The sequence below is a fragment of the Natrinema gari JCM 14663 genome (assembly GCF_000337175.1).
GTDB lineage: Archaea > Halobacteriota > Halobacteria > Halobacteriales > Natrialbaceae > Natrinema > Natrinema gari.
Genome location: NZ_AOIJ01000042.1, coordinates 58800 through 79172 on the forward strand (window position 1 = coordinate 58800; position 20373 = coordinate 79172).

General features: G+C 65.1%; 21 protein-coding genes. 3 read left to right on the plus strand and 18 right to left on the minus strand.

Annotated elements, in window-relative coordinates:
- Positions 1-2: 2 nt before the first annotated feature.
- The 3 genes from C486_RS06620 to C486_RS06630 form a co-directional block, all read right to left on the minus strand.
- Entirely contained in the window at positions 3-395 is a 393-nt protein-coding gene (locus C486_RS06620; RefSeq protein WP_008454437.1) for a hypothetical protein, read from the minus strand.
- Positions 396-418: 23 nt separating this feature from the next.
- Entirely contained in the window at positions 419-877 is a 459-nt protein-coding gene (locus C486_RS06625; protein ID WP_049888520.1) for a DUF2240 family protein, read from the minus strand.
- 76 nt (positions 878-953) lie between these two features.
- Entirely contained in the window at positions 954-1595 is a 642-nt protein-coding gene (locus C486_RS06630; protein ID WP_008454441.1) for a hypothetical protein, read from the minus strand.
- A gap of 275 nt (positions 1596-1870) precedes the next feature.
- Between C486_RS06630 and C486_RS06635 the strand changes: the two genes are divergently transcribed.
- Positions 1871-2236, plus strand: coding sequence for a DUF7344 domain-containing protein (locus C486_RS06635; protein ID WP_008454443.1), 366 nt, complete (start codon positions 1871-1873; stop codon positions 2234-2236).
- A gap of 176 nt (positions 2237-2412) precedes the next feature.
- On the opposite strand, the gene C486_RS06640 is transcribed toward C486_RS06635, so the two are convergent.
- On the minus strand, positions 2413-3720 hold the full coding sequence (locus C486_RS06640; RefSeq protein ID WP_008454445.1) for an MFS transporter: 1308 nt from the start codon (positions 3718-3720) through the stop codon (positions 2413-2415).
- 278 nt (positions 3721-3998) lie between these two features.
- Between C486_RS06640 and C486_RS06645 the strand changes: the two genes are divergently transcribed.
- Entirely contained in the window at positions 3999-4925 is a 927-nt protein-coding gene (locus C486_RS06645; RefSeq protein WP_008454446.1) for a DMT family transporter, read from the plus strand.
- A 59-nt stretch (positions 4926-4984) separates the two neighbouring features.
- Here the strand turns inward: C486_RS06645 and C486_RS06650 are convergent, their stop codons facing one another.
- The 4 genes from C486_RS06650 to C486_RS06660 form a co-directional block, all read right to left on the minus strand.
- Positions 4985-5257 (minus strand): hypothetical protein, encoded by a 273-nt coding sequence (locus C486_RS06650; protein ID WP_008454448.1) that lies wholly within the window; start codon positions 5255-5257, stop codon positions 4985-4987.
- Positions 5258-5461: 204 nt separating this feature from the next.
- The gene (locus tag C486_RS21620) at positions 5462-5602 is read right to left on the minus strand and encodes a hypothetical protein (protein WP_008454450.1); all 141 of its coding nucleotides are present in this window, start codon (positions 5600-5602) and stop codon (positions 5462-5464) included.
- On the minus strand, positions 5599-5847 hold the full coding sequence (locus C486_RS06655; protein ID WP_008454452.1) for a hypothetical protein: 249 nt from the start codon (positions 5845-5847) through the stop codon (positions 5599-5601). Before C486_RS06655 ends, C486_RS21620 begins: the two co-directional genes overlap by 4 nt.
- Positions 5848-6211: 364 nt before the next feature.
- Positions 6212-6871 carry a protein sorting system archaetidylserine decarboxylase gene (locus C486_RS06660; protein ID WP_049910222.1) on the minus strand — a complete coding sequence of 220 codons (660 nt, stop codon included), beginning with the start codon at positions 6869-6871 and terminating at the stop codon, positions 6212-6214.
- 356 nt (positions 6872-7227) lie between these two features.
- Here C486_RS06660 and C486_RS06665 point away from each other — a divergent pair, with 356 nt between their 5' ends.
- The gene (locus C486_RS06665) at positions 7228-8451 is read left to right on the plus strand and encodes a polysaccharide deacetylase family protein (protein WP_008454457.1); all 1224 of its coding nucleotides are present in this window, start codon (positions 7228-7230) and stop codon (positions 8449-8451) included.
- Positions 8452-8617: 166 nt separating this feature from the next.
- Here the strand turns inward: C486_RS06665 and C486_RS06670 are convergent, their stop codons facing one another.
- The 10 genes from C486_RS06670 to C486_RS06715 form a co-directional block, all read right to left on the minus strand.
- Positions 8618-11458: a DEAD/DEAH box helicase gene (locus tag C486_RS06670; protein ID WP_008454458.1), complete on the minus strand. Its 2841-nt coding sequence runs from the start codon at positions 11456-11458 to the stop codon at positions 8618-8620.
- A gap of 106 nt (positions 11459-11564) precedes the next feature.
- Positions 11565-12113: a hypothetical protein gene (locus tag C486_RS06675; RefSeq protein WP_008454460.1), complete on the minus strand. Its 549-nt coding sequence runs from the start codon at positions 12111-12113 to the stop codon at positions 11565-11567.
- Positions 12114-12199: 86 nt separating this feature from the next.
- Positions 12200-13429, minus strand: coding sequence for an ABC transporter permease (locus C486_RS06680; protein ID WP_008454461.1), 1230 nt, complete (start codon positions 13427-13429; stop codon positions 12200-12202).
- Positions 13429-14712, minus strand: a complete 1284-nt coding sequence (locus tag C486_RS06685) for an ABC transporter permease (protein WP_049910223.1) — start codon at positions 14710-14712, stop codon at positions 13429-13431. Before C486_RS06685 ends, C486_RS06680 begins: the two co-directional genes overlap by 1 nt.
- Positions 14702-15463, minus strand: coding sequence for an ABC transporter ATP-binding protein (locus C486_RS06690; RefSeq protein ID WP_049910218.1), 762 nt, complete (start codon positions 15461-15463; stop codon positions 14702-14704). The genes C486_RS06685 and C486_RS06690 overlap by 11 nt, the downstream gene beginning before the upstream one ends.
- A 341-nt stretch (positions 15464-15804) precedes the next feature.
- Entirely contained in the window at positions 15805-16101 is a 297-nt protein-coding gene (locus C486_RS06695; RefSeq protein WP_008454466.1) for a hypothetical protein, read from the minus strand.
- A gap of 3 nt (positions 16102-16104) precedes the next feature.
- Positions 16105-16383: a winged helix-turn-helix domain-containing protein gene (locus C486_RS06700; protein ID WP_008454468.1), complete on the minus strand. Its 279-nt coding sequence runs from the start codon at positions 16381-16383 to the stop codon at positions 16105-16107.
- A gap of 198 nt (positions 16384-16581) precedes the next feature.
- Positions 16582-17613, minus strand: coding sequence for a hypothetical protein (locus C486_RS06705; protein ID WP_008454470.1), 1032 nt, complete (start codon positions 17611-17613; stop codon positions 16582-16584).
- A 2032-nt stretch (positions 17614-19645) separates the two neighbouring features.
- Complete coding sequence (locus C486_RS21625) at positions 19646-19789, minus strand: hypothetical protein (RefSeq protein ID WP_008454472.1); 144 nt, start codon at positions 19787-19789, stop codon at positions 19646-19648.
- A gap of 1 nt (position 19790) precedes the next feature.
- Positions 19791-20267 carry a type II toxin-antitoxin system death-on-curing family toxin gene (locus C486_RS06715; RefSeq protein ID WP_008454474.1) on the minus strand — a complete coding sequence of 159 codons (477 nt, stop codon included), beginning with the start codon at positions 20265-20267 and terminating at the stop codon, positions 19791-19793.
- Between the last annotated feature and the right edge of the window lie 106 nt (positions 20268-20373).

Genomic DNA, 20373 nt, shown 5'->3' on the forward strand with positions numbered 1-20373 from the left:
GGCTACGCGTCGCGTTCCGCGAGCTGGCGGCTCACGGTCTGGAACACGTCCGTGGCTCGCTTGACCGCGGCCCCGCTCTCGACGAAGACGAGCGTTTTCGGCGGCTGCGTCGCCTTCGGCCGTACCCTGAGGTCGGCATCGGCTGCCGCCGCTGCCGCGATGTCCTGTCCCGCCTCGAACTCGAGGTGGGCTCTGTCATCGTGTACGAAAACGCGAGCGATTCGTTCGTCGCGGCGAGTCACGTCGTAGGCGCGCGCGCCGTCGGCCGTCGGCTCGACATCTCGATCGGCGTTGGTGACGGCGTACTCCGCGAGTGAGCCGTCCTCGCGGCCGTCGACCTCGCTCGAGAGGAGTTCGGCGATCCGGCGACCGTCGGTGATCCGTTCCTCGACCATACCTGGCGGTCGGGACGGCGAGACTAACCGTCTTCGGTGTCGAGGACGGCCGCTCGGGCGACCGGCGCGAGCTCGTCGACGTCGATCCCCTCGCGGCGGGCGTAGACCACCGCGGCCGCCTCGATGGTCAGCCCGAGTTCCTGCTGGAGGGTGTTGATCGCACCGACCGCCGCCTGTTTCTCCGCGCCCTCGGCGACCAGCGAATCGAGGACGCGTTCGAACGCCGAGCGTTCCTGAAGGAGGTCCTCATCGGGGGAGAACTCCTCCGGCACCGTCACCTCGCTGAGATCGAACGTGACCGCGAGCCCGTCGTCGCCGCGCTCGAGGAGGCCCTCGCCGGTGGCGACGTCGATCAGCCGCGTGGCCTGATCGGGGGAAAACCAGTCCCGATCGAGCGAGAGGGCGACGACGAACTCGTTTTCCTTGAGTTGACGGGTCCCGTTCTGGATGAACGGGGCGGCGACCGCGACGCGGAGGCTCATCGGCGTCGACTTGCTCGAGCGGTGAGAAAACGATGGCGGTTCCGCTCGATCGCGATCGGGACGGTGCCGTCGGCGATCAGTCGGAAGCGCGACCGCTGCCACCGCTGTGACGATCGGCTCGGGACGGGGGCGGGAACTCGCCGGCGCTTGGCTCCGGGGCTTCGGGGAGGACACAGCGGTCGGGTTCGCGGTTGACGTGCCGGTACTGGTTCGGCGCGTTCGCGAGCGGATGGGCGGGGTTTTGATCGCTGTCGATCCGTGCGGCCCGCACCTCGTCGAAGCCGCTGAGTCGGGCTCGAATGCCGCGCCAGTGGTACTCCGTCGCGGTCGGGACGGAAACCGGCCGCGGCGACTTGCCGTCCGGGTGCTGTGTCGCGAGGATGGCGCTGTTGACGTTACTGGCGAGCGCATCGTGATCGATGAGGACGCCGACGGCGGCGTCTCGCGGCGCTCGCGCGGCGAGGACGTCAAGTCCGAGGTGGAGGGCGCGGTACTCCGCGACGTTGTTATCCGGCGGCGTGTCCGCGGTCGCGACGCGTGCGACGCGGGTACCGTCGCGCGTTTCGATAACGGCACCCAGCCCACCGCCCGAGCCGCGGAAGGACCCGTCGGTAGCGACGTAGAAGTCACGGTGATGGGTCCGAGGGGGATGGGCGATGTGAGGCGTGGGCGACTCGTCGAACAGATCCCGCAGTGCGGGCCGGCCGTGAGCGGCCATGAATGGCCGTAGGCCGGTTATCTACTTAATTATGTCGTCCGAGATAACAAATGACACTGTAGCCCTGGTGAGCACTCTGTGTGGGACAGTCTCGTTCGATAACTAATCTCCCGAAACGAACCGTCATCGTGGCTAACTGATGGTCCGTAAACCGAACAGATAACGACTCTGTTCGCCGAATCTGGGACCCAGAATAGGTGTGCGTTTCGGCCGGGCGATCCGGACCCAATCTGTGTTGGCAGCAGGGGTAATACCACTGGATGCTAAAACGATGTATGGACCAGACGAGCGCCAATCGGATGGAAGCGGCCTGTTCCCTTCTCGCGGAGTCAGAACGCCGGTTTCTCCTCTACCAGCTCGCGGGGGAGCGCTCCGCGAACCTCGAGGACCTCATCGCTCAGGTCGCGGCCTGGGAACTCGACGCACGCGCCGACGCGATCGACAAGGAAGTGCGACAGCGCGTCTACGTCTCACTGGTTCACAACCACCTGCCGCGGCTCGAGGACTACGACATCATCGAGTACGACCTGCGGAGCGGCGATATCGTGCTGGCGGAGGGGTTCGAGGACATCAAGCCACTGCTCGAGCAGTTCAGACAGACCGAAGCCGAGTCCGAACTCCGGGAACGACCCCCGCTCTGAGCCGCTCCCGTTCGTCCCGATCCGACCGCCGTCGTTCGTCTCCCGTCCGTAGCCCCAGCTAGCAGTAGTTCCCAATACGGTTTCTTTAGTCTGTGGTAGAGATGAACGTCTGTTCAGTACATATGCGTAGTTAGCACTGAGGAATCCCTGACGGCTATTGACCATTCTTAAACGATTTATGAAGTCGGAGAGTCAGACCGTTCCTCCACGGTGGTCTCTGCCTCGGGTGCGACCTCGCCGAGCAGCCACACCGTACCGCCAGCTGCGAGGAACAGACCGCCGAGCACCGCAATTGCCGTGGTCGCCGTGGTCGCATCGGCCGTCATACCGGCCCCAAGCGCCAGCGGCGCCCGGAGCGTCATGTAGAACATCGACACCGCGGAGAGCAGCGTTGCCCGGCCGATCTCCTCGGCGTGGTCGTTGATGTATCCGTTGGCAATTGGCTGTACTAGTGGCTTCGCGGTTCGCATCGCCGCGAACGCCGGAAGCGCAAACAGCGCAACCCACAGCGGCACCACGAGCGCGACAGCCATTACGGTCGGCACGGCCAACATGGCCTTCCGGACGCCAATACGGTCCTCGATCACGCCGGCATAGTAGCCGCCCGCTGAGGCAACTGCGGTGAGGGAAGCGTACATTACGCCAAGGCCGAGGGCAAGTGCCGCACCTGCTTCGCCTGAACGCGCCGCCGTGGTCGCACCACCTGCGGGAATCCGGATGCCGAACCTGGCGGCGTGTGGGGTGAGTGTCTCGACGGCCATCGGTTGGACGTAGGTGTTAGCAATACCAACGACAGCATAGAACAGCCCGAGATACAATACTAGTGACCGCAGTGGCGGCCGGGCCAGATGGTGGCGGACGACAGAAATGGCTTCTAGCGGGCTGAGCCAGTCCGCCTCCGCGTCGCTATGGGCGGCGTACTGGCGGTTCTTCGGCAGTGAGAGTAGAGCAACGAAGCCGAGACTGTTGAATGTGACCGCCACTATAAAAGGGTAGGTAGGTTCGATCCCGTACAGCAATCCACCACCGACCATCGAAACTGCTGCGGTCCAACTCTGCACTGCATCGCCCCGGCCCCGGACATGGCTGAATTGATTCGTGTCGAGGCGTTCGTCAAGGGTATCATACAACCATGCGTCCATGCTCCCTGACCGGAACGTCAGCGCTAACGCCCACAGTGCGTAGAGGAACATGTACCAGAAGAACCCCTCGGTGACGATGAAGCCCGCTAGTGACCCGACAGTGAACAGCACACTTAGCAGGAGGCTCACGCGCCGCCCCAGCCGGTCCCCGACGTAGCCTGTTGGCACCTCACCGATGACCGACAGTACTGAATATAACGCCGACAGTGCCCCGACCTGCGTGAATGTTAAGGACCGTAGGAGAAACAGGGTGAAGATCGGCGTTATGAATCCGACTGAAAGCGTAGCCCGGTAGAGGTAGTATCGGCGTACCAGCGCGCTGTCGGATGGAGGGCCGAACATATCCGAACCGTTCTCCACAACGAGTGAAAAAGTCCCTGAAGCCAATTTTCGGTTAGAGGGTGTAAGCAGGGGCGTTACGCGGCTGATTCAGTAGAGCGGGGGTCTGTAAGTAACGAAGCCGCTGTGCTGACTACATCCTCTGCACGTACCGTTTCGGTAGCTTCAGTTTCAGGATCCCATCTGAATAAAGAAATCGTGCTAGCAACTACTGCTAACCGCGCCCCGGCGAATTCGCGTCGAACCGTAACGCATAGGGGGTCCCTATCGAGATAGCCTTCGTGAGCCGCTATCGAAACCTGCTACTTTTCCTGACACTCGCAACGCTGTGGGGATCAGCCTTCGTCGCGATCAGTGCCGGTCTCGCCTACATTCCGCCGGTCCTGTTCGCGGCGCTGCGCTACGATATCGCCGGCCTCCTGATGCTCGGCTACGCGGTTTACGCCGTCGAGCACTGGCTACCCCGCGGCCGACTCGAGTGGATGCAGGTCGCCGTCGGGGCCGTGCTCTTGATCGCCGCCTATCACGCGTTCCTGTTCGTCGGGCAGCAAAACACGACGGCCGCGGCGGCGGCGATCCTGGTGAGTCTCTCGCCGGTCCTGAGTACCGGGTTCGCGCGGCTGTTGGTGCCTTCGGACGCGCTCTCGCCGGTCGGCATCGTCGGCGTCGTCATCGGGCTGGTCGGTGTCGGCGTCATCGTCCAGCCCGATCCGGCCAACCTCCTGGCGACCGGCTCGGTAGCGAAGGGGCTCGTCTTCTGTGCCGCGGCCGCGTTCGCGCTGGGCAGCGTCCTCACCCGTCGTCTCGACGCCTCGCTGCCGATCGAGACGATGGAAGCCTGGTCGATGCTCGGTGGGGCCCTCGTCATGCACCTCGTCAGCGTCGCGATCAGCGAGCCGATCGAGCCAGCGGCGTGGACCACTCCCGAGGCGATCGGCGCGCTCGCGTACCTATCGGTGGGCGCGAGCGCGGTCGGCTTCCTCATCTACTTCGACCTGCTCGAGCGACTGGGTGCCGTCGAGATCAACATGGTCTCCTACGTCGCGCCGATCGTCACCGCGGTCGTCGGCTGGTTCTACCTGGACGAAATCGTCGATACTGCGACGCTGACCGGGTTCGCACTCATCGCCGTCGGCTTCCTCCTCGTCAAGCGGCGAGCGATTCGGCGGGAAGTCGGCTCCGCCCGGTCGCTCGGCTCGAGCGAGTGAGCCGCCGGAGACGGGCCACGCCGGTCCGGTGGGCGGCCGGCCGACGACGAGTCGCGCCGTTACTGGCGATGTGCGTGGCCGACGTAGAGCGCGAGGAGGTTGGCGACCAGCAAGCCGAGGAACAGCGCGCAGTCGAGCGAGGACGACAGCCCGGTCGCGAGCAGGGGGAGGTACAGCACCGGCATGGCGATGGCCGTCCAGAACCCCGCGGCGCGAATCGGGGACGCGAGTCCCGGCACGGCGCGCTCGAGCGCGCCGTGGTCATCGTCGCGGCGGTCGCTTGGCGGACTCGACTCGCCGGATCGCTGTTGGGACGGGGGCGGGTTCGGCATCGAACTCACGTGGTGTGTCACCCGTGCCGGCGACGATGCAAATATCGGCCCCACCGTTTCGGGCCGTCTCACGAGCGGCCCGCAGTCGGGCGGAGTGAACGGGAGCTTTCCCGCGGGAAATATCTCGTTGCCCACGATATTCGCGGCCGCTCGGCCGCGAGGTCGTCACCGAGGGGCGGGGAGAGCGCCCGCGACGGGAGCCAGTCAGGTGAGCCGCTCGCCGTCGTCGTCGAACGCGAGCTCGCAGTCGTCACAGAGCCACCAGCCGACGAGCGGGTCGCGCCGGGCGATCGCCGCGCCACACTCGAGACACCGCCGCGGGGGCTCGTCCGCAGGGGTGGTCATTCGTTCGGCCCGCCGTGCTCGGACGCGCCGCGGGCGCGCGATACCAGGCCGGGCGGGACCGAGCAGCCACAGGGGCTGACCGATCCCGTGTGGGGGCCGCTGGCGGTCACGAACGTCACGGGCTCGCCACAACTGGGACACTCGGGACGCGACCACGAGCCGTCGTCGCTCGCATCGGGCTCGTCGCCCCCGTCGGAGCCGCCGTTCGCGTCGAGGGCGTCGCTCCCGTCGGACGCGTCACCCATCGCGCTCACCCCTCGAGTCCGAAGGCGACGCGAAGGGCGCTGGGAACGGCGGGGAGGCTGCTGCAGGCAGCCCGAAGGCTAATCGTAGCTGGCGATTCGGCTGTCGTGCGGGATGTTTATATCCCGGTAGAATGAACGGAATCATGCTTCCGGAATCCCTCGTGGGGGATTTGGAAGCCAGTCTCGGGTGTTCCAGCACCCGGGGCGTTTTCGTACGCCCCTCTCGGAGACGTGGCCTCCGTGTTAATGGTTGTTCTGTTGTTACTTATACCTACTGTTTCCGGTGGGGAATTTATCGCTCGCATCGAGCGCGCGTCGGTGCGGTGCTCGGTCACTGGGGAGGCAAGCAGCGAGCACTCGGCCGCTACGCACGGCCGTCATCGAGACCGGTTCCGACCGGCGACTCGAGCACCACGGTTTCGCCGGCGGTCATCGAATCACCCGTCTCGACTGCGATGTCATCGATGTCGACTGCGGGCGGAAACAGCAGGTCCACGCGGCTGCCGAAGGCGATGTGGCCGATCCGCTCGCCGCGCTCGAGGTCGTCGCCGGGCTCGGCGTAGGGATGGATACGGCGGGCGAACGCGCCGGCGATCAGCGTGACCTCGGCGTCCGACTCCTCGACGGTCGCCGGCAGGTTCGGGGACTCGGTCTCGAGGCGGACGTGGACGCGTTCGTTGCGGTCGGACTCCTTCGAGAAGGCGGGGCGGTTCGCGCCGGCGACGTGTTCGACATCGGCGACCCGGCCGGCGAATGGGGCGCGGACGACGTGGACGTGCCAGACGTTCATGAAGACGCCGAGCCGGACCCGGTCGCCCTCCTCGCGAAGGACGGAGACGGTGCCGTCGGCCGGCGAGACGACGCCCGTCGGTGGCGGGGTGCGCTCGGGATCGCGAAAGAACGCGAGCGTCCCGGCACCGACCGCGAGCGCGACGAGGCTCGCCGTGACGCTGACGAAGATGGCGAACGGGGCAGCGAGCAGGGGAAGGATGGCGTACTTCCAGGCCCCCGGCGCGAAGTTCATGGCTGAATCGACGAGATCGAATCGTATGGCCGTTACGGAACGCTCACTCGGCCTCGCTCGTACGTCGACCGCGTGCAGTCCATCAGCGCGGAATCCGGGGATCGACTCCACGGATGGCGACCGGTCGCCGATCGGTGCGGCGGTCGTGGCCGCCGACTCACTGTCACCTGCTCGCAGGAGCGCCGTGCGAGCACCGCGGACTCGCCGTCGCGGCGACTGTAGGTCGGCCGTACCGTCCCGATAGCCGGCGTCTTCCGCCACCGCGGGCCGGGTTTTCCCGCCGCTACAGCACCGACGGGACCGCTGATGAGCGAGCATAACAATGGGTCGCTTCGTGTCGCAAGCGGTCGCCATCAATGGACCGACGAACGTACCTCGGCGCGGCCGCGGCGGTCGCGCTCGCCGGCTGTTCGAGCACCGAAGAGGCAGAGAACGAGACCACAGAGGACGGGAACGCCGAGGACGGAACAGCGTCCGACGACGGAGCAGAGGCTAACGCGTTCGACGACTTCGAGGACATCACCGAGTGGGACGTTCCGATCGGGACCCTCTCGGCGGACGCCGATCGATCGTACACCGGGTCCCAATCCGCGCGGCTCGAGTCGGGTGACGGGGACGATCAGGTCAGACTCGTTCGGGAACTCACAACGCCCCGCGATCTCTCGGGCACCCGTCCCGCGCTGGCGCTGGCGACGGAGGAGCAGGCCGATATCCTCGTCCAGTTACTCAACGAGGACGGCGACCGGATCGACTTCCGGCAGCGCATCCACACCGACACGCCGCTCGTGCAGTGTAACTTCGGAATCGACACCATCGACGGCGATCCCGATTTGAGCGCCGTGAACGAGGTGCAAATCATCCGCTGGACGGGCGAAGACGACAAGGGAGCGGTGTGGGTCGACGACCTCCGATTCGTCGACGCGCCGGAGACCGGGCAGGTCATGCTCCAGTTCGACGGCGGCTACGAGACCGACTACACGCGCGCACTCCCGATCCTCGAGGAGTACGACTTCCCGGCGGTCTCGTTCCTCACGACGGGGCGAATCCGCGAGGCCGACAGCGACGAGGGCGAGCACCTCGTTCGCGATCAGGTGACGGCACTCGCCGACGCCGGGTGGACGATCGGGAGCCACTCCGCACACGGGGCCGACCTCACCGACCTCTCGTCGGGTCGCGACCCCGAAACGGAGGTCAGCGACGCCGTGGCGTGGCTCGAGGACGCGGGGTTCGAGTCCGGTGCGCAGTACTTCTCGTACCCGTACGGGCGGTACAACGAGGCGACGCTCGAGGCCGTCACGGCACACCACGACCTCGCGTTCGCCGGTCGCTACCCGTCTCAGGGGGCCGCCGCGAACCCGTACCTCTGTTCGCGGGTCACCGCTCCCGATGTCGAGGAGGCGCGGTCGATACTCGATCTCACCGCCGAACGCGGCGGCATCACGTCGCTCACCTTCGGCGAACTCGACGACGACACCGAGTCGACGCTCGCGGAGACGGTCGACTACCTCGCCGAGCTCGAATCGGCCGGCGAACTCGAGGTGATCCTCCCGTCGGACGTCGAAGACACAGTCGTTCAGTGACGGCTTCGTCCCACCGGGGCGTCACCGGCGCTACCGCGACCCGGTGGCCGGAAGCCTGACGCGAAGGCTGTGGGAGGGCCAACGGTCCGCTCCGTTTTAATGAACGCAGCGAACGGGAAACTGCAGGACGTGCGTCATCCAGCGACCGGAGACGGCCCCCCGACAGTCAGTCCCAGAACGACTGCGTGCGGGCGTACTCCCGTTCCTTCGAGAGGATGTCGCGGTAGAACTCGGCTTCGTCCTCGCGGAGCTTATTGATGATCTGGGCGGCGTTGTGTGGACCGACCCCGCGGGCGGCCATGGCGATGACGGCCTGTTTGCCGTGGCTTTGGACGAGACTCGCCGCCCGGAACGCGCGTTCGGTCATCTCCCGCTGCTCCGCGTCCTTCGCCTGGGACCTGACCGCCTGCACGACCTCGTCGGCCCACGGGTTCAGCGAGGCGATCCGCGTCGAGCCACACTCCGGACACTCGGGTTGATCGGCTACTCGCTTGACCGTCGTTTTCACCTTCCACTCCGTGCAGTGGGTACACAGCAGGATAACGCGGTCGTTCTGAAGTCGCTCTTTGACCGTCTGGATAACGCTCGCGTCGGCGTTTTCGGGCGCGAGCAGTTCCTTGCCGCCCGACGACCGACCGCCCAGTCCGACCGGCGTCCGGCCGCGGTGGGTCACCACCTCAAGCGCCCCCGATTGGACCCCCTCGAGCACCGCACTCGCCCGCTCGATATCGAGGTCCTCGTGGAACACCTCCCGGATCGCCTCCTCGTACATTGGCGTGTCCTCGAGCGCCGAGAGCAACCGGTCGTTCGAGAGCCGGCCCGAGCCCTGCGTTTGCCAGCGCTTTAGCGCGCCGAACTTCGCGGACACCTGCGCCAGCCGGAACGCGAGCGCGTCGGCGTTCTTGAGCCCGAGTTCGACGATCGTCTCGACGTGGTCCGGGTCGGTCTCCTCGAGCACCGCGAGCACCTCGCTGGTCGCGATCGCGTTCGGCACCTCGAGTTCGATCCGGTAGGGATCGGTCTCGAGACCCACCGAAGAACCGGCCCGCTGGCCCAGCAGCGCCGACAGCATCCGCCCGAGCGTCTCGTTGGCCGCGTGGCCGAAGGGCGCGTTGAGGACGATCATCCGCCCCTGTCGCTCGAGGACCAACCGCTCGGCCGTCGGCATCGGCGACTCGTCCTCGATCTGCCGTTCGAGTTGGGCGCAGGCCTCGGTCAGGGTGTACTCGTCGGCGGGATAGCGGCCCGCGAGTTCCCGGCCGACCGCGGCGGCGTCGGCCCCGGCGGCCAACTGCGGCTCCGCGACGGCGCGGATCTCGCCGACCTCCCCCGCCACTGCGGCGGGAACGGGGATCTCCTGCCCGATCCAGGAGGGGACCTCGCCGGCGGGGTCTTCGATCGGGCTGACCTTGACCCGCGCCTCCGCGTCGTCGATCTCGGCGATCCGCCACATCTCGCCCCGCTGGATGAACACCGCGCCGGGCTGGGCGAAATTGACGACGAACCGCTCGTCCAAGGTTCCGATCTGGCCCCCCGAGGCGATGTCGTGGACCTCGTAGGTCTCCTCGTCGGGGATCATCGAGAGGTTCGCGTAGACGTACTGCCAGGTGCCGCCGGTGGTCTCGATGCGGTCCTCGCCCTCGTCGAACCACAGGATGCGGTTGCGATCGAGTTCCGATATGATCTCGCGGATCGTCGCCTCAGCCACGTTCCGGAACGGATACGACCGCGTGACGGTCTCGACGGCCTCGTCGACGTCGGTATCCCCGCGGCTCTGGACGATCGCCGGCAGCTGGTTGGCGACCACGTCCAGACTGCCCTCGTGGATCGCCGCCGGTTCGACCTCGCCGTCGCGGGCCCGGCGGGCGATCGACAGCGCCTCGAAGGTATCGTCCGGTCGCGTCGTGACGATCGTCCCGCTCGAGACCGCGTCCTGCCGATGGCCCGCCCGCCCGATCCGCTGGAGGAGGCGAGTGACCTGCCGCGGGCTCTTGTACTGGATCACGTGATCGACCTGTCCGACGTCGATCCCGAGCTCCATCGATGACGTACACAACAGTCCGTCGATCTCGCCGGCCTTGAACCGGTCCTCGACATCGATCCGGGCGTCCTTCGAGAGCGAGCCGTGATGAACCCCGATCGGGAGGTCGAGTTCCTTGAACCGCGAGCCCAGCGCCTCGGCTGTCTGCCGCGTGTTGACGAAGATCAGCGTTGACTCGTGGTCGGCGACCAGATCGCGGATCAGTCGGACGTGGCTGGCCGTATCGGGTTCGGTCATCAGTTCGCCGGCCAGGCGCTCGTCTTCTTCGGTGATCTCGGGCTCCCGGACTGTCACGTCGACGTTGCTGCCCACGTCGATCTCGCGGATCTCGCAGGGGCGGCCGCCCGTGATGAACTGTCCGACCTCTCCCGGATCGCCGACGGTCGCCGAGAGGCCGATCCGCTGGGTCGGACCGGCGAGGTCCCGAAGCCGCTCGAGAGCGATCGCCAACTGCGCACCGCGTTTCGACGCGGCGAGTTCGTGGACTTCGTCGATCACGACGTGTGACACGTCCGCGAGCGCCTCCCGAAGCCGCTCGCCGGTGAGCATCGCCTGCACGGTCTCGGGCGTCGTGATCAACACGTCCGGCGGGTCCTCGGCTTGCTTGCTCCGCTGGTAGTCGGTGGTGTCGCCGTGGCGGACGTCGACTGCGAGATCCAGGTACTCACCCCACCACTCGAGGCGGTCGCGCATGTCGCGGTTCAGGGCCCGCAACGGGGTGATATAGAGCGCGCCGAACCCCTCCGGCGGACCGTCCCCGGCAACCAGGTGATCGAAGACGGGCAACATCGCCGTCTCGGTCTTGCCGCTCCCGGTGGGCGCGATCACGAGCGTGTGCTCGCCGGCCGACAGCGGCGGAATCGCAAGTCGCTGCGGTGCCGTCGGTCGGGAAAACCCGCGTTCGGAGAGTGCGCCACGAACCGTCGCTCCGAGGTGCGTAAACGCCGCGACGTCCCCGTCAGTCATCGGAACGCGCTAGGTCCGACCGGCGGATAAGCGCCACGTTTCCGGCATCTCGAGGGTCTCGCTCGAGTCGGAGCCGGACGGTCGACGGCCGCTGTCGCCGGCGGCGTCACTCCTCGGACTCGACGTTGTCCTCCCCGTCGGCATCGCTATCGGCATCGGCGTCGACGAGGGCGTCGTCGACGAACTCGTCGACGGTCATTTCGCCCGGCTCCGCCGGGTCCGTCTGGACGTGCGACGAGGCTCGCTCGGTGAGCTCCTCGTCGGACCGGTCGTCGGTGGGTTCGAGATCGGGTTCGGTCTCCGATGTCCCGCTTTCGGGACCGTCGATCGTGATGCCCGTGAGATCGTCGGGAACGGGAGCCCCGGCCCGGTTCCGGATAGTGTCGATCGATCGCTCGTCAGGCACGGCGTCGGTGGCTCGGTCCCGGAGTGCAGCGGGGACGGGACCTTCCATCTCGTCCCGTACGTCGTCGACCGACTGGACGGGAACGCCCTCACGCGGCCCCAGGACTCGTAAGACCGCGTAGGTGAACGCCAGCAGGCCGACCGCCGTGAGGAGATGGCCGCCGAGACGCTTCCAGGACGGGGCGGCGGCCGTCGATTCCGATTCGGAGACCGCGTTCGACCGCTCGCCGGCGGATGTGCGAAGTCGCATCGCGATACGTACGGGTCCGGCGGGCAAGTGGGTTCCGGGTGTGAAAGCCGGCCCCGGTCACGGCTCTCGGGACGACCGGCTCGCGGTCAGGCCTCGAGATGCTCGATCCGGGCGTAGCGGCCCGCTCGCCAGCCGGCGATGATCGCGACGAGCGTGCCGACGACGAGCGCCAGCGCGAAGCCGCCGAGGTAGACCTCGAGCGGCGTCTGCAGGAGGCTCTCGAAACCGAGGACCGCCGCCGAGAACCGGTTCAGCCCGAGGACGGCAAGCGGCGTCGCCGCGAGGCTGACGATACCCCCGACCAGGCCGATGACGAGCCCCTGTGCGCCGATCGTGCCGGCGAGAACGCGTCGGGACAGGCCGATCGCCCGGAGCGCCGCGAGTTGCTCGCGTTGCTGGTGGGCCACGAGCGCGAACAGGTTCGCCGTCAGGACGACGCCGCCGACGACGGCGAGCCCGACCAGCGTCGCGCCGCTCGCGAGGACGATCGTCCGCTCCTCGATCATCGACGCGACCTGTTCGTCGCTGGTTCGCACGTCGTACTCGGGGTACGCCTCGGCGAGCTCGCTCGCGACGGCGTCCCGGTCGGCATCGGCCGCCACGTCCACGGTGATGAACGTCGCTCGGTCGGTCCCCGAGGTGCCGGCGACCGCCTGTAAGTCGCCCAGCGGCATCGTCACCGTCGGCGAGCTCAGATACCGGGAATAGTAGTCCGCGGTCCCGACGACAGTGAACTCGTGGGCCGCGGCCGTCTGCCTGCTCGTCCCGACGGAGATCGTCTCCCCGACGGAGACGTTCATCGCGTCGGCGATGCGCGGGTCGATCACGATCTCGTTGGTCGTCGGCTCGTCGGGCGGGGGACTGGCGGCGGCCTCCTCGTCGACCGCAAACCCGCTTCCCGCCCGGAAATCGAACCCCTCGTGGGTTTTCTGGACCCCGACCGCGGGCCTGCGCTCCAGGTCCGAGGCGTTCGGTCCGACGTAGACGTCGTACATCGCGATCGGAGATGCGGTCCGAACGTCGTCCCGGGCGGTCATTTCGGCGGCCATCCCGTGGGCTCCCACGAGCGGGTTCTCGGTCCCGCTCGCGGCCGGATCGACCGGATCGCTCGAGACCCAGATGTCCCGGTTGGCCCGGTCCAGTCCCTCCTCGCCCTTTTCGACGACGCCGACGCCGAGGCTCGCCAGGACCGTCACCGAGAGCACGGCCACCGTAACGGCGAGAACGGTCAGCGCCGTTCGACCGGGCGACCGCCGAAGCTGTGCGATCGCGAGCCCGACGACGGCGCCCGTTCTGACGATCGCGCGTCGCAGCATTATCGGGCCACCTCCTCGAGAACGGACGTCCGAGCGGCCACGGCCAGCGGGTAGGGAACGGCAACGAGCCCCGCGACGAGCGCGACGCCGATCGCGTACGGGACGAACACCGGATGGAAGTGAGCGACCGTCCCCGGCGCGACGGTCGCACCGGCGACGGCGTTAACGGCGACGATGCCCGCCATCCCGAGGCCGAGCCCGATGATCGAACCCACCACCGTCGTGATCCCCGTCGACACCGCGACGACGGCGAGCCGGCTGCGGGTCGGGAAGCCGACCGACTCGAGGACCGCGAGGGTGCGACGGTCCTCGTCGACGGTCATTCCCATGGTCGTCGCGACGAACGACGCACAGACGGTCACGCCGACCAGCAGCGCGATCACGCTCGTCGCGAACGCCAGCCCGTCCTCGAACAGCGTCGACGGATCGATGTCGCCGGCCACCGCGACCGCCCCGGCGGGGTAGGCATCGGTTGCGGCCGACCGCGCCGCGTCGGCCTCGCCCCAGAGCAGCAGCCGATCGGCGAGCTCACCGGTCTCAGCGCCCGACAACGACTGGAGTTCGCTCAGGTGGATCAGCGCGATCGGCGCACCGCCACCGCTCGTCCCCTCATCCGCGACGGCCGTCACCGTCACCGATGGGGTTGTCCCACCGGCTCGCTCCGCCCCGGCCATCGAGACGGATAACTCGTCGCCCGCGGTGGCGTCGAGTCGCTCCGCGGCGGTCGGTGACAGGACGAGCTCCCGAGTCCGCGGTCCGTCGTAGCTCCCGTTCGCGTAGTGCGGATCACCGGGTTCGAGGGCCGTCGTCGGCAGCCCCGCGACGGTTCGGGACTCCCCGTCCGGGACGAGACCGATCAGTCGAACGGTTCGTGGGTTGCCGTCCGTCGACTCGAGTCGTGCCGTCTCGACTACCACCGGCGAGGCGTGCTCGACGCCGTCTCGCGAGCGGATCGCCGCGGCTCGCTCGTTGGTCGAACCGAGTCGCGGCCCCTCGACGCCGTCGACGGACGACAGCGTCCCGCTCTCCTCGGGCGTGATCCGGACGTCCGCGTCGTCCGCGGTCGCCATGCCGCCGTCGGCGAGCGCTAGCGCGATGCCCGTCACGACGACCAGGAGCGCGATCGTCAGCGCGACGGCGGCGACCGTCGACGCGATCCGGCCCTTCGTCGTTCGTGTCGCGCGTCGCCACCACCTCGAGAGCGTCAGCCCGACGACCCCTCGCCAGCGCGTCCGACGCCGCGGCTCTGCGTCCACGGGCGGGTCCGCGGCCTCATTGGACATCGTCCACCCGTCCGTCACACAGGGTGACGACCCGATCCGCGACCGCGAGCGTGGCCTCGTCGTGTGAGGCGACCAGCACCGCCCGCTCGCGTCCGACGTCGGTCAGCAACTCGAGGACTTCCCGACCCGTCGCCGTATCGAGTTCGCCCGTCGGCTCGTCGGCAACGATCACGTCCGGGTCCGTCGACAGCGCCCGCGCGATCGCGACGCGCTGGCGCTCGCCGCCGCTGAGTTCGCTCGGGAGATGGGTCGTTCGGTCGCCGAGCCCGACCGCCTCGAGCAACGTCGTCGCGCGGTCCCGGCGGGCGGCCCGCGGCACGCCCGCCTGGACGAGCGGCAACGCGACGTTCGCGCGAGCGGAGAGCGACGGGAGGAGGTGGAATCGCTGAAACACGATGCCGACATGGCGTCGCCGCAGCCGCGTTCGCTCCGCGTCGGACAGCGCCGCGATGTCGGTTCCCCGGAGTTCGACGCGCCCCGCCGTCGGGACTAACAGCCCCGCGACCGCGTGTAACACCGTCGACTTCCCGCTCCCGCTCGGCCCCTCGAGTCCGACGATCGACCCGGTCGGGACGTCGAGGGAGACACCACGGAGCGCGGTCACCGTCCGCTCATCGCCCGAGCGGAACCGTCCGCCAGTCGACCCGTACTCGTGGGTAACGCCCTCGAGGCGAACGGCCGTCACCGATTCGCGTTCGTCCGCCCGATCCCTCGCCGACGATCGCGAACCGCGTACTGATTGCTTGGACATTCGCAACGATCTCACTCCCAGCGGACGAGCCGGCGGCTCATTGTTTCGACCCGGTTACCCCTGTCAGACGGGCGCTACAGACCGTTGCGTGGCGACAACGGTCTCGAGACCACGCGTACAGGGGGCTGTCCGGTCCGTTGGGTGCCGACGCGGGACCGGATGCCGTCGACCGACGACACCGGCCGGTAGGGATGGGCTGTCCGACCAGCCCCCTCGAAACGGAGCCGTACAGATCAGTGACGGTGACTGTGTTCGGCCGGCGTCGCGGCTGGCCCCAACCCAGCGACGGAGCAGCGGCACGCGGTCGGGCATCGCTGCGCCGCGATCTCCGTTCAAGACTGTCATTTCATCGTCACATAGGAGAGGAACGCGATGGCGGATAGCTGGAGAGTCCGAAGTACCAGGAGCATCCGTTGGGCGAACGGGTCGCCAGTGTAGAGCATGTTCGTGCTGAAGAAGAAGTACAGAGCGAGTACGTTTTCGGCCAAGAGAACGACGCTGAATGCCAGCAATCCGAGGACCAGCGACGACCCGAACGTCCGGTAGTTGCGTATCCAGACGGCGGTGAGACCGAGTAACAACAGGATGCTCAGGCTGGACAGGACGCTTGCGATCGCGAGCGTGGGTTCCATCACCATCGGTTAGTTCTCCATTTGATCGAGTATCCGTTCGAATTCCGCTTCGTGACGCTCGAACCGGTCAGTAAGGAAGTAGAGCTTGCCGTACTCGTCACCACCGGTTTCCGCGATATCGTGCTCGACGAGCTTCTCGAGGTGATATCGGATCGTATTGTATTCAAGGTCGAGCGTCTCGCTGAGCTGATTTGCGTTCTGGGGGCGCTCGGAGAGGGCGCGGATGATCCGCACCCGGTTTTCGCCGCCGCGCGTGCCGACCAGCAGGTACCAGAGCGCCTTCTCCATCTGACGGTGCTCGGGTTTTCATCGAACGACGCTATATATCTGGTCACCCGCCGAGAGTCCGGGCACTGGCCTCCCCACCGGGGTTTGGTGAGTGCTGCTCGTGGGACGTGCCGTCAAAGGGGAGCGTCCAGCATCCAGTGTACACCGCCACGAGACCACCGCCCGTGGCGAGGATCACTGTGTGACGCCGGACAGCCACTACGGCGTCCCAACGGAGACGACCGGACAGTTGACCGTCGCCACGTCCGACTCGAGTAGTGTCGCCGCCGTGGCCGACTCGAGGTCGGAGACGCTGGCGAAGTCGGCGTTGTCGTAGACGGTGATCGACCACAGGGGCGAGTAGCCGTCGTCATCGGGTACCGTGGCAACCACGTTGTGGGTCCGATCGCTTCCGGCTTCGGTCACGAAGCCGGACGGTGGTCCGCCCCCATCTTCGCCCGGGTTCTCGTTGAACGTGACGTAGATGGGAGAGACGGGCACGGAACCGTCGGTCACCGTGAGCGGTGCCTCCTCGAACAGGAAGTAGCTCACGATCTGGCCTTCGTACCAGCCTTCCACGAGGCCCGTATCGCCCTCGCCGTGGCGCAGCGAGGCGGTCGAGCCGTCGGGGACGACCGGGCAGTTCTTCAGGACATCGGTCGCCGTGATATCGTACCCGCCGTCCTGCAAGTCCTGAACGCTGGTTGCCGTATTCGCCTCGTAGTCCGCCGGGACCGTCACCTCGTGGACGTGCCAGAAGTCATTGTACCCCTCGTCACCGGGGATCACGTCGATGATGTTTCGTTGATCCTCGAGCGGCGTCTCTTCGCCCTCACGGAAGAGCGCGTAGATCGGTGCCGGGGTGGTCGGTTGAACGTCGAAATTGTAGTAGGTAACCATCTCGCCGTCGGGGCCGAATCCCTCCGTCACGAACGGCTTCTGATCGAAGTCGATCGGCTCGTTCGGTTCGGGGAGCTCGTTCGCGTCGGAACGGACCATCAACGTCCCGGCCGCGTCGCTGAAGCGGTCGATTCTGGTCCGCGGGGCGTCCCCGGGGTCGGTCACATCCCCCGTCCCGTCAGTCTCGGATCGATTCATCCCGTCGCTCGTCCCGTCAGTGCCGGTCGATCCGTTACCCATACATCCCGCCATCAACGCCAGGCCGAGCGTTCCGGTCTTTGCGAGGAGTTGCCGCCGCGTTTCGTGTCTGGACATCACGTCCTCCGAGTGGCCACCGATAGCAATGTACATTTTTCAAAGTCAGACGGAGATCAGCGTCGAGTTCGTGGGAAGTATCACTAGACTCCCTCTCACATAGCGCCGGACGGCCGGCATCAGCAGTCAGAACCGGACCGAAGACTCGCTGGTGTCACGCGCGTCCACAGCACACCCGTCAGACGGCGTCGTTCTCGGCTCCGTTTCGGGTCCTCGCCGCTCGAGTCTCTGCCGCCTGACCGCGTACATGTCGTCCCCGATTTCGGCACACGTTCCTTGAGGACATCGACTCGCCGTCAGTGGATTCTTGGAAGGCGCGCATTGGCTCCGAGACAACATCGCGCTCCGAGTGCGACGCAACTGCTGTAGGTGTCGTCGACCACCTCGAGCAACTGTGCGACTTCGTTCTGGCTAAGCCAAACTTTCATGTCGTCGCGGATCTCGTGCTGTTGCAGATTATGCGTCCGAGTTGGCTGCATTCCGGACAGGAATTGCGGGGAATCTAGTTTTTTCGGTGGTGCTCGCGGGGGAGATTGGGGTGATTCTGTCCGACTTTGTCTGTCTTCTCGGACGACATCTTTCGGTCCGTGATTACTCGAAGGTGACGTTCACTATAGGGCAAGCAGTTATCTGAGAGGTACATCGTATACGAGTTTTTATATTTATTCTTCTCGCACATCAACTTATGGAACGTAAACGCCTCGGTCGCCGTCTCTCGGTTGCGTTACTCGGACTTGGTGNAGTATCGGTATTGACCAGCCAACTAGTGCTGCGTTTGGTACGCTAGCTGTGTTCGCAGGAGCGGCATGCTATCGAATGTGCGATCAGTTATTCAATACAGACCCCATCACATTCAACCCTGCTGACTCTCGCATATTAGCTATCAATCTTCTACAACTCGGACTGGTCCTTTTTGTTTTCACCCTCGGGGCTCACTTCTTCAGTGATGTTAAAATAGTACTAGAGGATTCCCTTACAGGCCTTCAGACATCGACATATATAGTGTATCTCGGTGTCATCATCGGGATTTCATTGGGTGGGGGTGTAGCCTTTCTCACTTTCCAGTGGGATCAATTCCAAGCTGCAAGTCAAGCAGTCCCGTTCCGAACAATCGGTTTTACCGCCACGTTTGGAACGTATTTCCTATTACTTTTCTCTCAACCACTAGCCGCTTTCGCATATGCTACGATCTATACACTCAGTCGCCTTCTTGTCCTCCTTGGAATGGGACCACTATCAGAATGGTAAGTTCGCACTCTGTACTTAGCAGACCACGGTATCCTCGATCTGCGTATTTATCCCTACAGAACGTGAGGAATCGCACTATCAGCACGAAAATCAGCTTGAATATCTGCTCAAACGCCCTCGAGCACCGGCTTCGCGGACACGGAACTCACGAGTGTGTGGAGACCAAACACATCATCCCAACGATTTAGTAATAAGATCGAAAATACATAGGCATGGAAATAAAAGATTACTTGATTCTATACATACTTAACGTGATTTCAACCGTAGTTGGCATCTTTGTGTACCTCGGTATCGGCGGGTCGTTCTGACAACAGGATACTCAGACTGTAAAGAACTCGCATGTGCTTATTGCTGTCCTCGAGCACCGGGTTCGCGGACACCCTCATTCTATAGTATAACCCTTTAGAGAACAGCCAATGATCAGTGATACCACAATCACCAAAATGAATTTGTGTTCCTGAGGAGAAGAAGATAGTGTAGAAAGAAGAGCAATTCCAGCACCTACCGCGCGATACTCAATACCAGTTTGCCTGGAACCGGTGGTTCGAATCCATCCGGGGGCTTACACGCAGAAGGAACGGCTGGGTCAAAAGTATCGCTAGCTCACTAACGAAGTTACTGAAAGAAACCATGGTAGGATTACTCACAACTGGAATTGGCAGTGTAGTGTTCGAACTAAGCGGCATCGCACTAGGACCCATTGTAGGGTTAATCATAGTGGGGTACGTCGTTATGCAGGTAGCCTCCGACTCTTCTGCGTTCCCCAGTTGATAAGTCCTGACTTTGCTCAAGCAGAGAGGAGAACCGTCGCAGAAAAAAGCTATTCGTCGGCCAGTTTGTCGTAGATATCGCGGTGACGATCCATATCCCGCTTGACGATGAACCGGAGCATCCGCTCACGAACCTCGTCGGGATCCATGTCCTCAAGATCGTCGGCGTCCGGTTGATCTGGTTGACTCGCCATCTTACCCCTCGTTTTGGTCGCGACCGGGATAGTCGTTTCGTGCCCGTTCCTCGAGATCGAAGAAACTGAGAACCGCAACCTGTACGTCTGGATCGATCGGGGCAGCTGTCTCTTCGAACTGCTCGATAGCGGCTTGCTGGTCGACCTCGCTCTCGTCCGTTGCGAGTTGCTTCAGGAGAGTCCGAATCTCGTTTCCGTAGTCGAAGTCGAACCCGTTGAGGGCGTAGAAGGCGACCGTCGACGAGAGTGCGGTCCGTTTGTTGCCGTCGACGAACGGGTGATTCGCCGTAAGTAGTCGCATGAGGTGAAACGCTTTCTCGTGGATCGTCTCGGGTTTCTGTCCGAACGCACCGGCTTCGATAAAGCCAGTCGCGTATCCGATGTCCGATCGGTGTTGCACACCCTGATCCGTCTCCGGATCGTCCTCGACGATCAGTTCGTGAATCGTCAGTACGTCGTCGACGCTCAGATATCTCATCGCATCATGCCTCTCCGTTCGGGTAGTCGTTCGGATCGATCACTGATACCTCCCACGTCCCAGTATCGGTCCGCGTCACCCGCACCGGCTGATCTTTCACGTTGCC

Coding starts and splice junctions, on each gene's coding strand:
- C486_RS06675 (WP_008454460.1), bottom strand. CDS start 12,113: ATGCGACTTCGCACATCCGCCGGCGAGCGGTCGAACGCGGTCTCCGAA.
- C486_RS06640 (WP_008454445.1), bottom strand. CDS start 3,720: ATGTTCGGCCCTCCATCCGACAGCGCGCTGGTACGCCGATACTACCTC.
- C486_RS21620 (WP_008454450.1), bottom strand. CDS start 5,602: ATGACCACCCCTGCGGACGAGCCCCCGCGGCGGTGTCTCGAGTGTGGC.
- C486_RS06630 (WP_008454441.1), bottom strand. CDS start 1,595: ATGGCCGCTCACGGCCGGCCCGCACTGCGGGATCTGTTCGACGAGTCG.
- C486_RS06620 (WP_008454437.1), bottom strand. CDS start 395: ATGGTCGAGGAACGGATCACCGACGGTCGCCGGATCGCCGAACTCCTC.
- C486_RS21625 (WP_008454472.1), bottom strand. CDS start 19,789: ATGGCGAGTCAACCAGATCAACCGGACGCCGACGATCTTGAGGACATG.
- C486_RS06700 (WP_008454468.1), bottom strand. CDS start 16,383: ATGGAGAAGGCGCTCTGGTACCTGCTGGTCGGCACGCGCGGCGGCGAA.
- C486_RS06705 (WP_008454470.1), bottom strand. CDS start 17,613: ATGTACATTGCTATCGGTGGCCACTCGGAGGACGTGATGTCCAGACAC.
- C486_RS06665 (WP_008454457.1), top strand. CDS start 7,228: ATGGACCGACGAACGTACCTCGGCGCGGCCGCGGCGGTCGCGCTCGCC.
- C486_RS06685 (WP_049910223.1), bottom strand. CDS start 14,712: ATGTCCAATGAGGCCGCGGACCCGCCCGTGGACGCAGAGCCGCGGCGT.
- C486_RS06635 (WP_008454443.1), top strand. CDS start 1,871: ATGGACCAGACGAGCGCCAATCGGATGGAAGCGGCCTGTTCCCTTCTC.
- C486_RS06625 (WP_049888520.1), bottom strand. CDS start 877: ATGAGCCTCCGCGTCGCGGTCGCCGCCCCGTTCATCCAGAACGGGACC.
- C486_RS06690 (WP_049910218.1), bottom strand. CDS start 15,463: ATGTCCAAGCAATCAGTACGCGGTTCGCGATCGTCGGCGAGGGATCGG.
- C486_RS06655 (WP_008454452.1), bottom strand. CDS start 5,847: ATGGGTGACGCGTCCGACGGGAGCGACGCCCTCGACGCGAACGGCGGC.
- C486_RS06715 (WP_008454474.1), bottom strand. CDS start 20,267: ATGAGATATCTGAGCGTCGACGACGTACTGACGATTCACGAACTGATC.
- C486_RS06670 (WP_008454458.1), bottom strand. CDS start 11,458: ATGACTGACGGGGACGTCGCGGCGTTTACGCACCTCGGAGCGACGGTT.
- C486_RS06695 (WP_008454466.1), bottom strand. CDS start 16,101: ATGGTGATGGAACCCACGCTCGCGATCGCAAGCGTCCTGTCCAGCCTG.
- C486_RS06660 (WP_049910222.1), bottom strand. CDS start 6,871: ATGAACTTCGCGCCGGGGGCCTGGAAGTACGCCATCCTTCCCCTGCTC.
- C486_RS06680 (WP_008454461.1), bottom strand. CDS start 13,429: ATGCTGCGACGCGCGATCGTCAGAACGGGCGCCGTCGTCGGGCTCGCG.
- C486_RS06650 (WP_008454448.1), bottom strand. CDS start 5,257: ATGCCGAACCCGCCCCCGTCCCAACAGCGATCCGGCGAGTCGAGTCCG.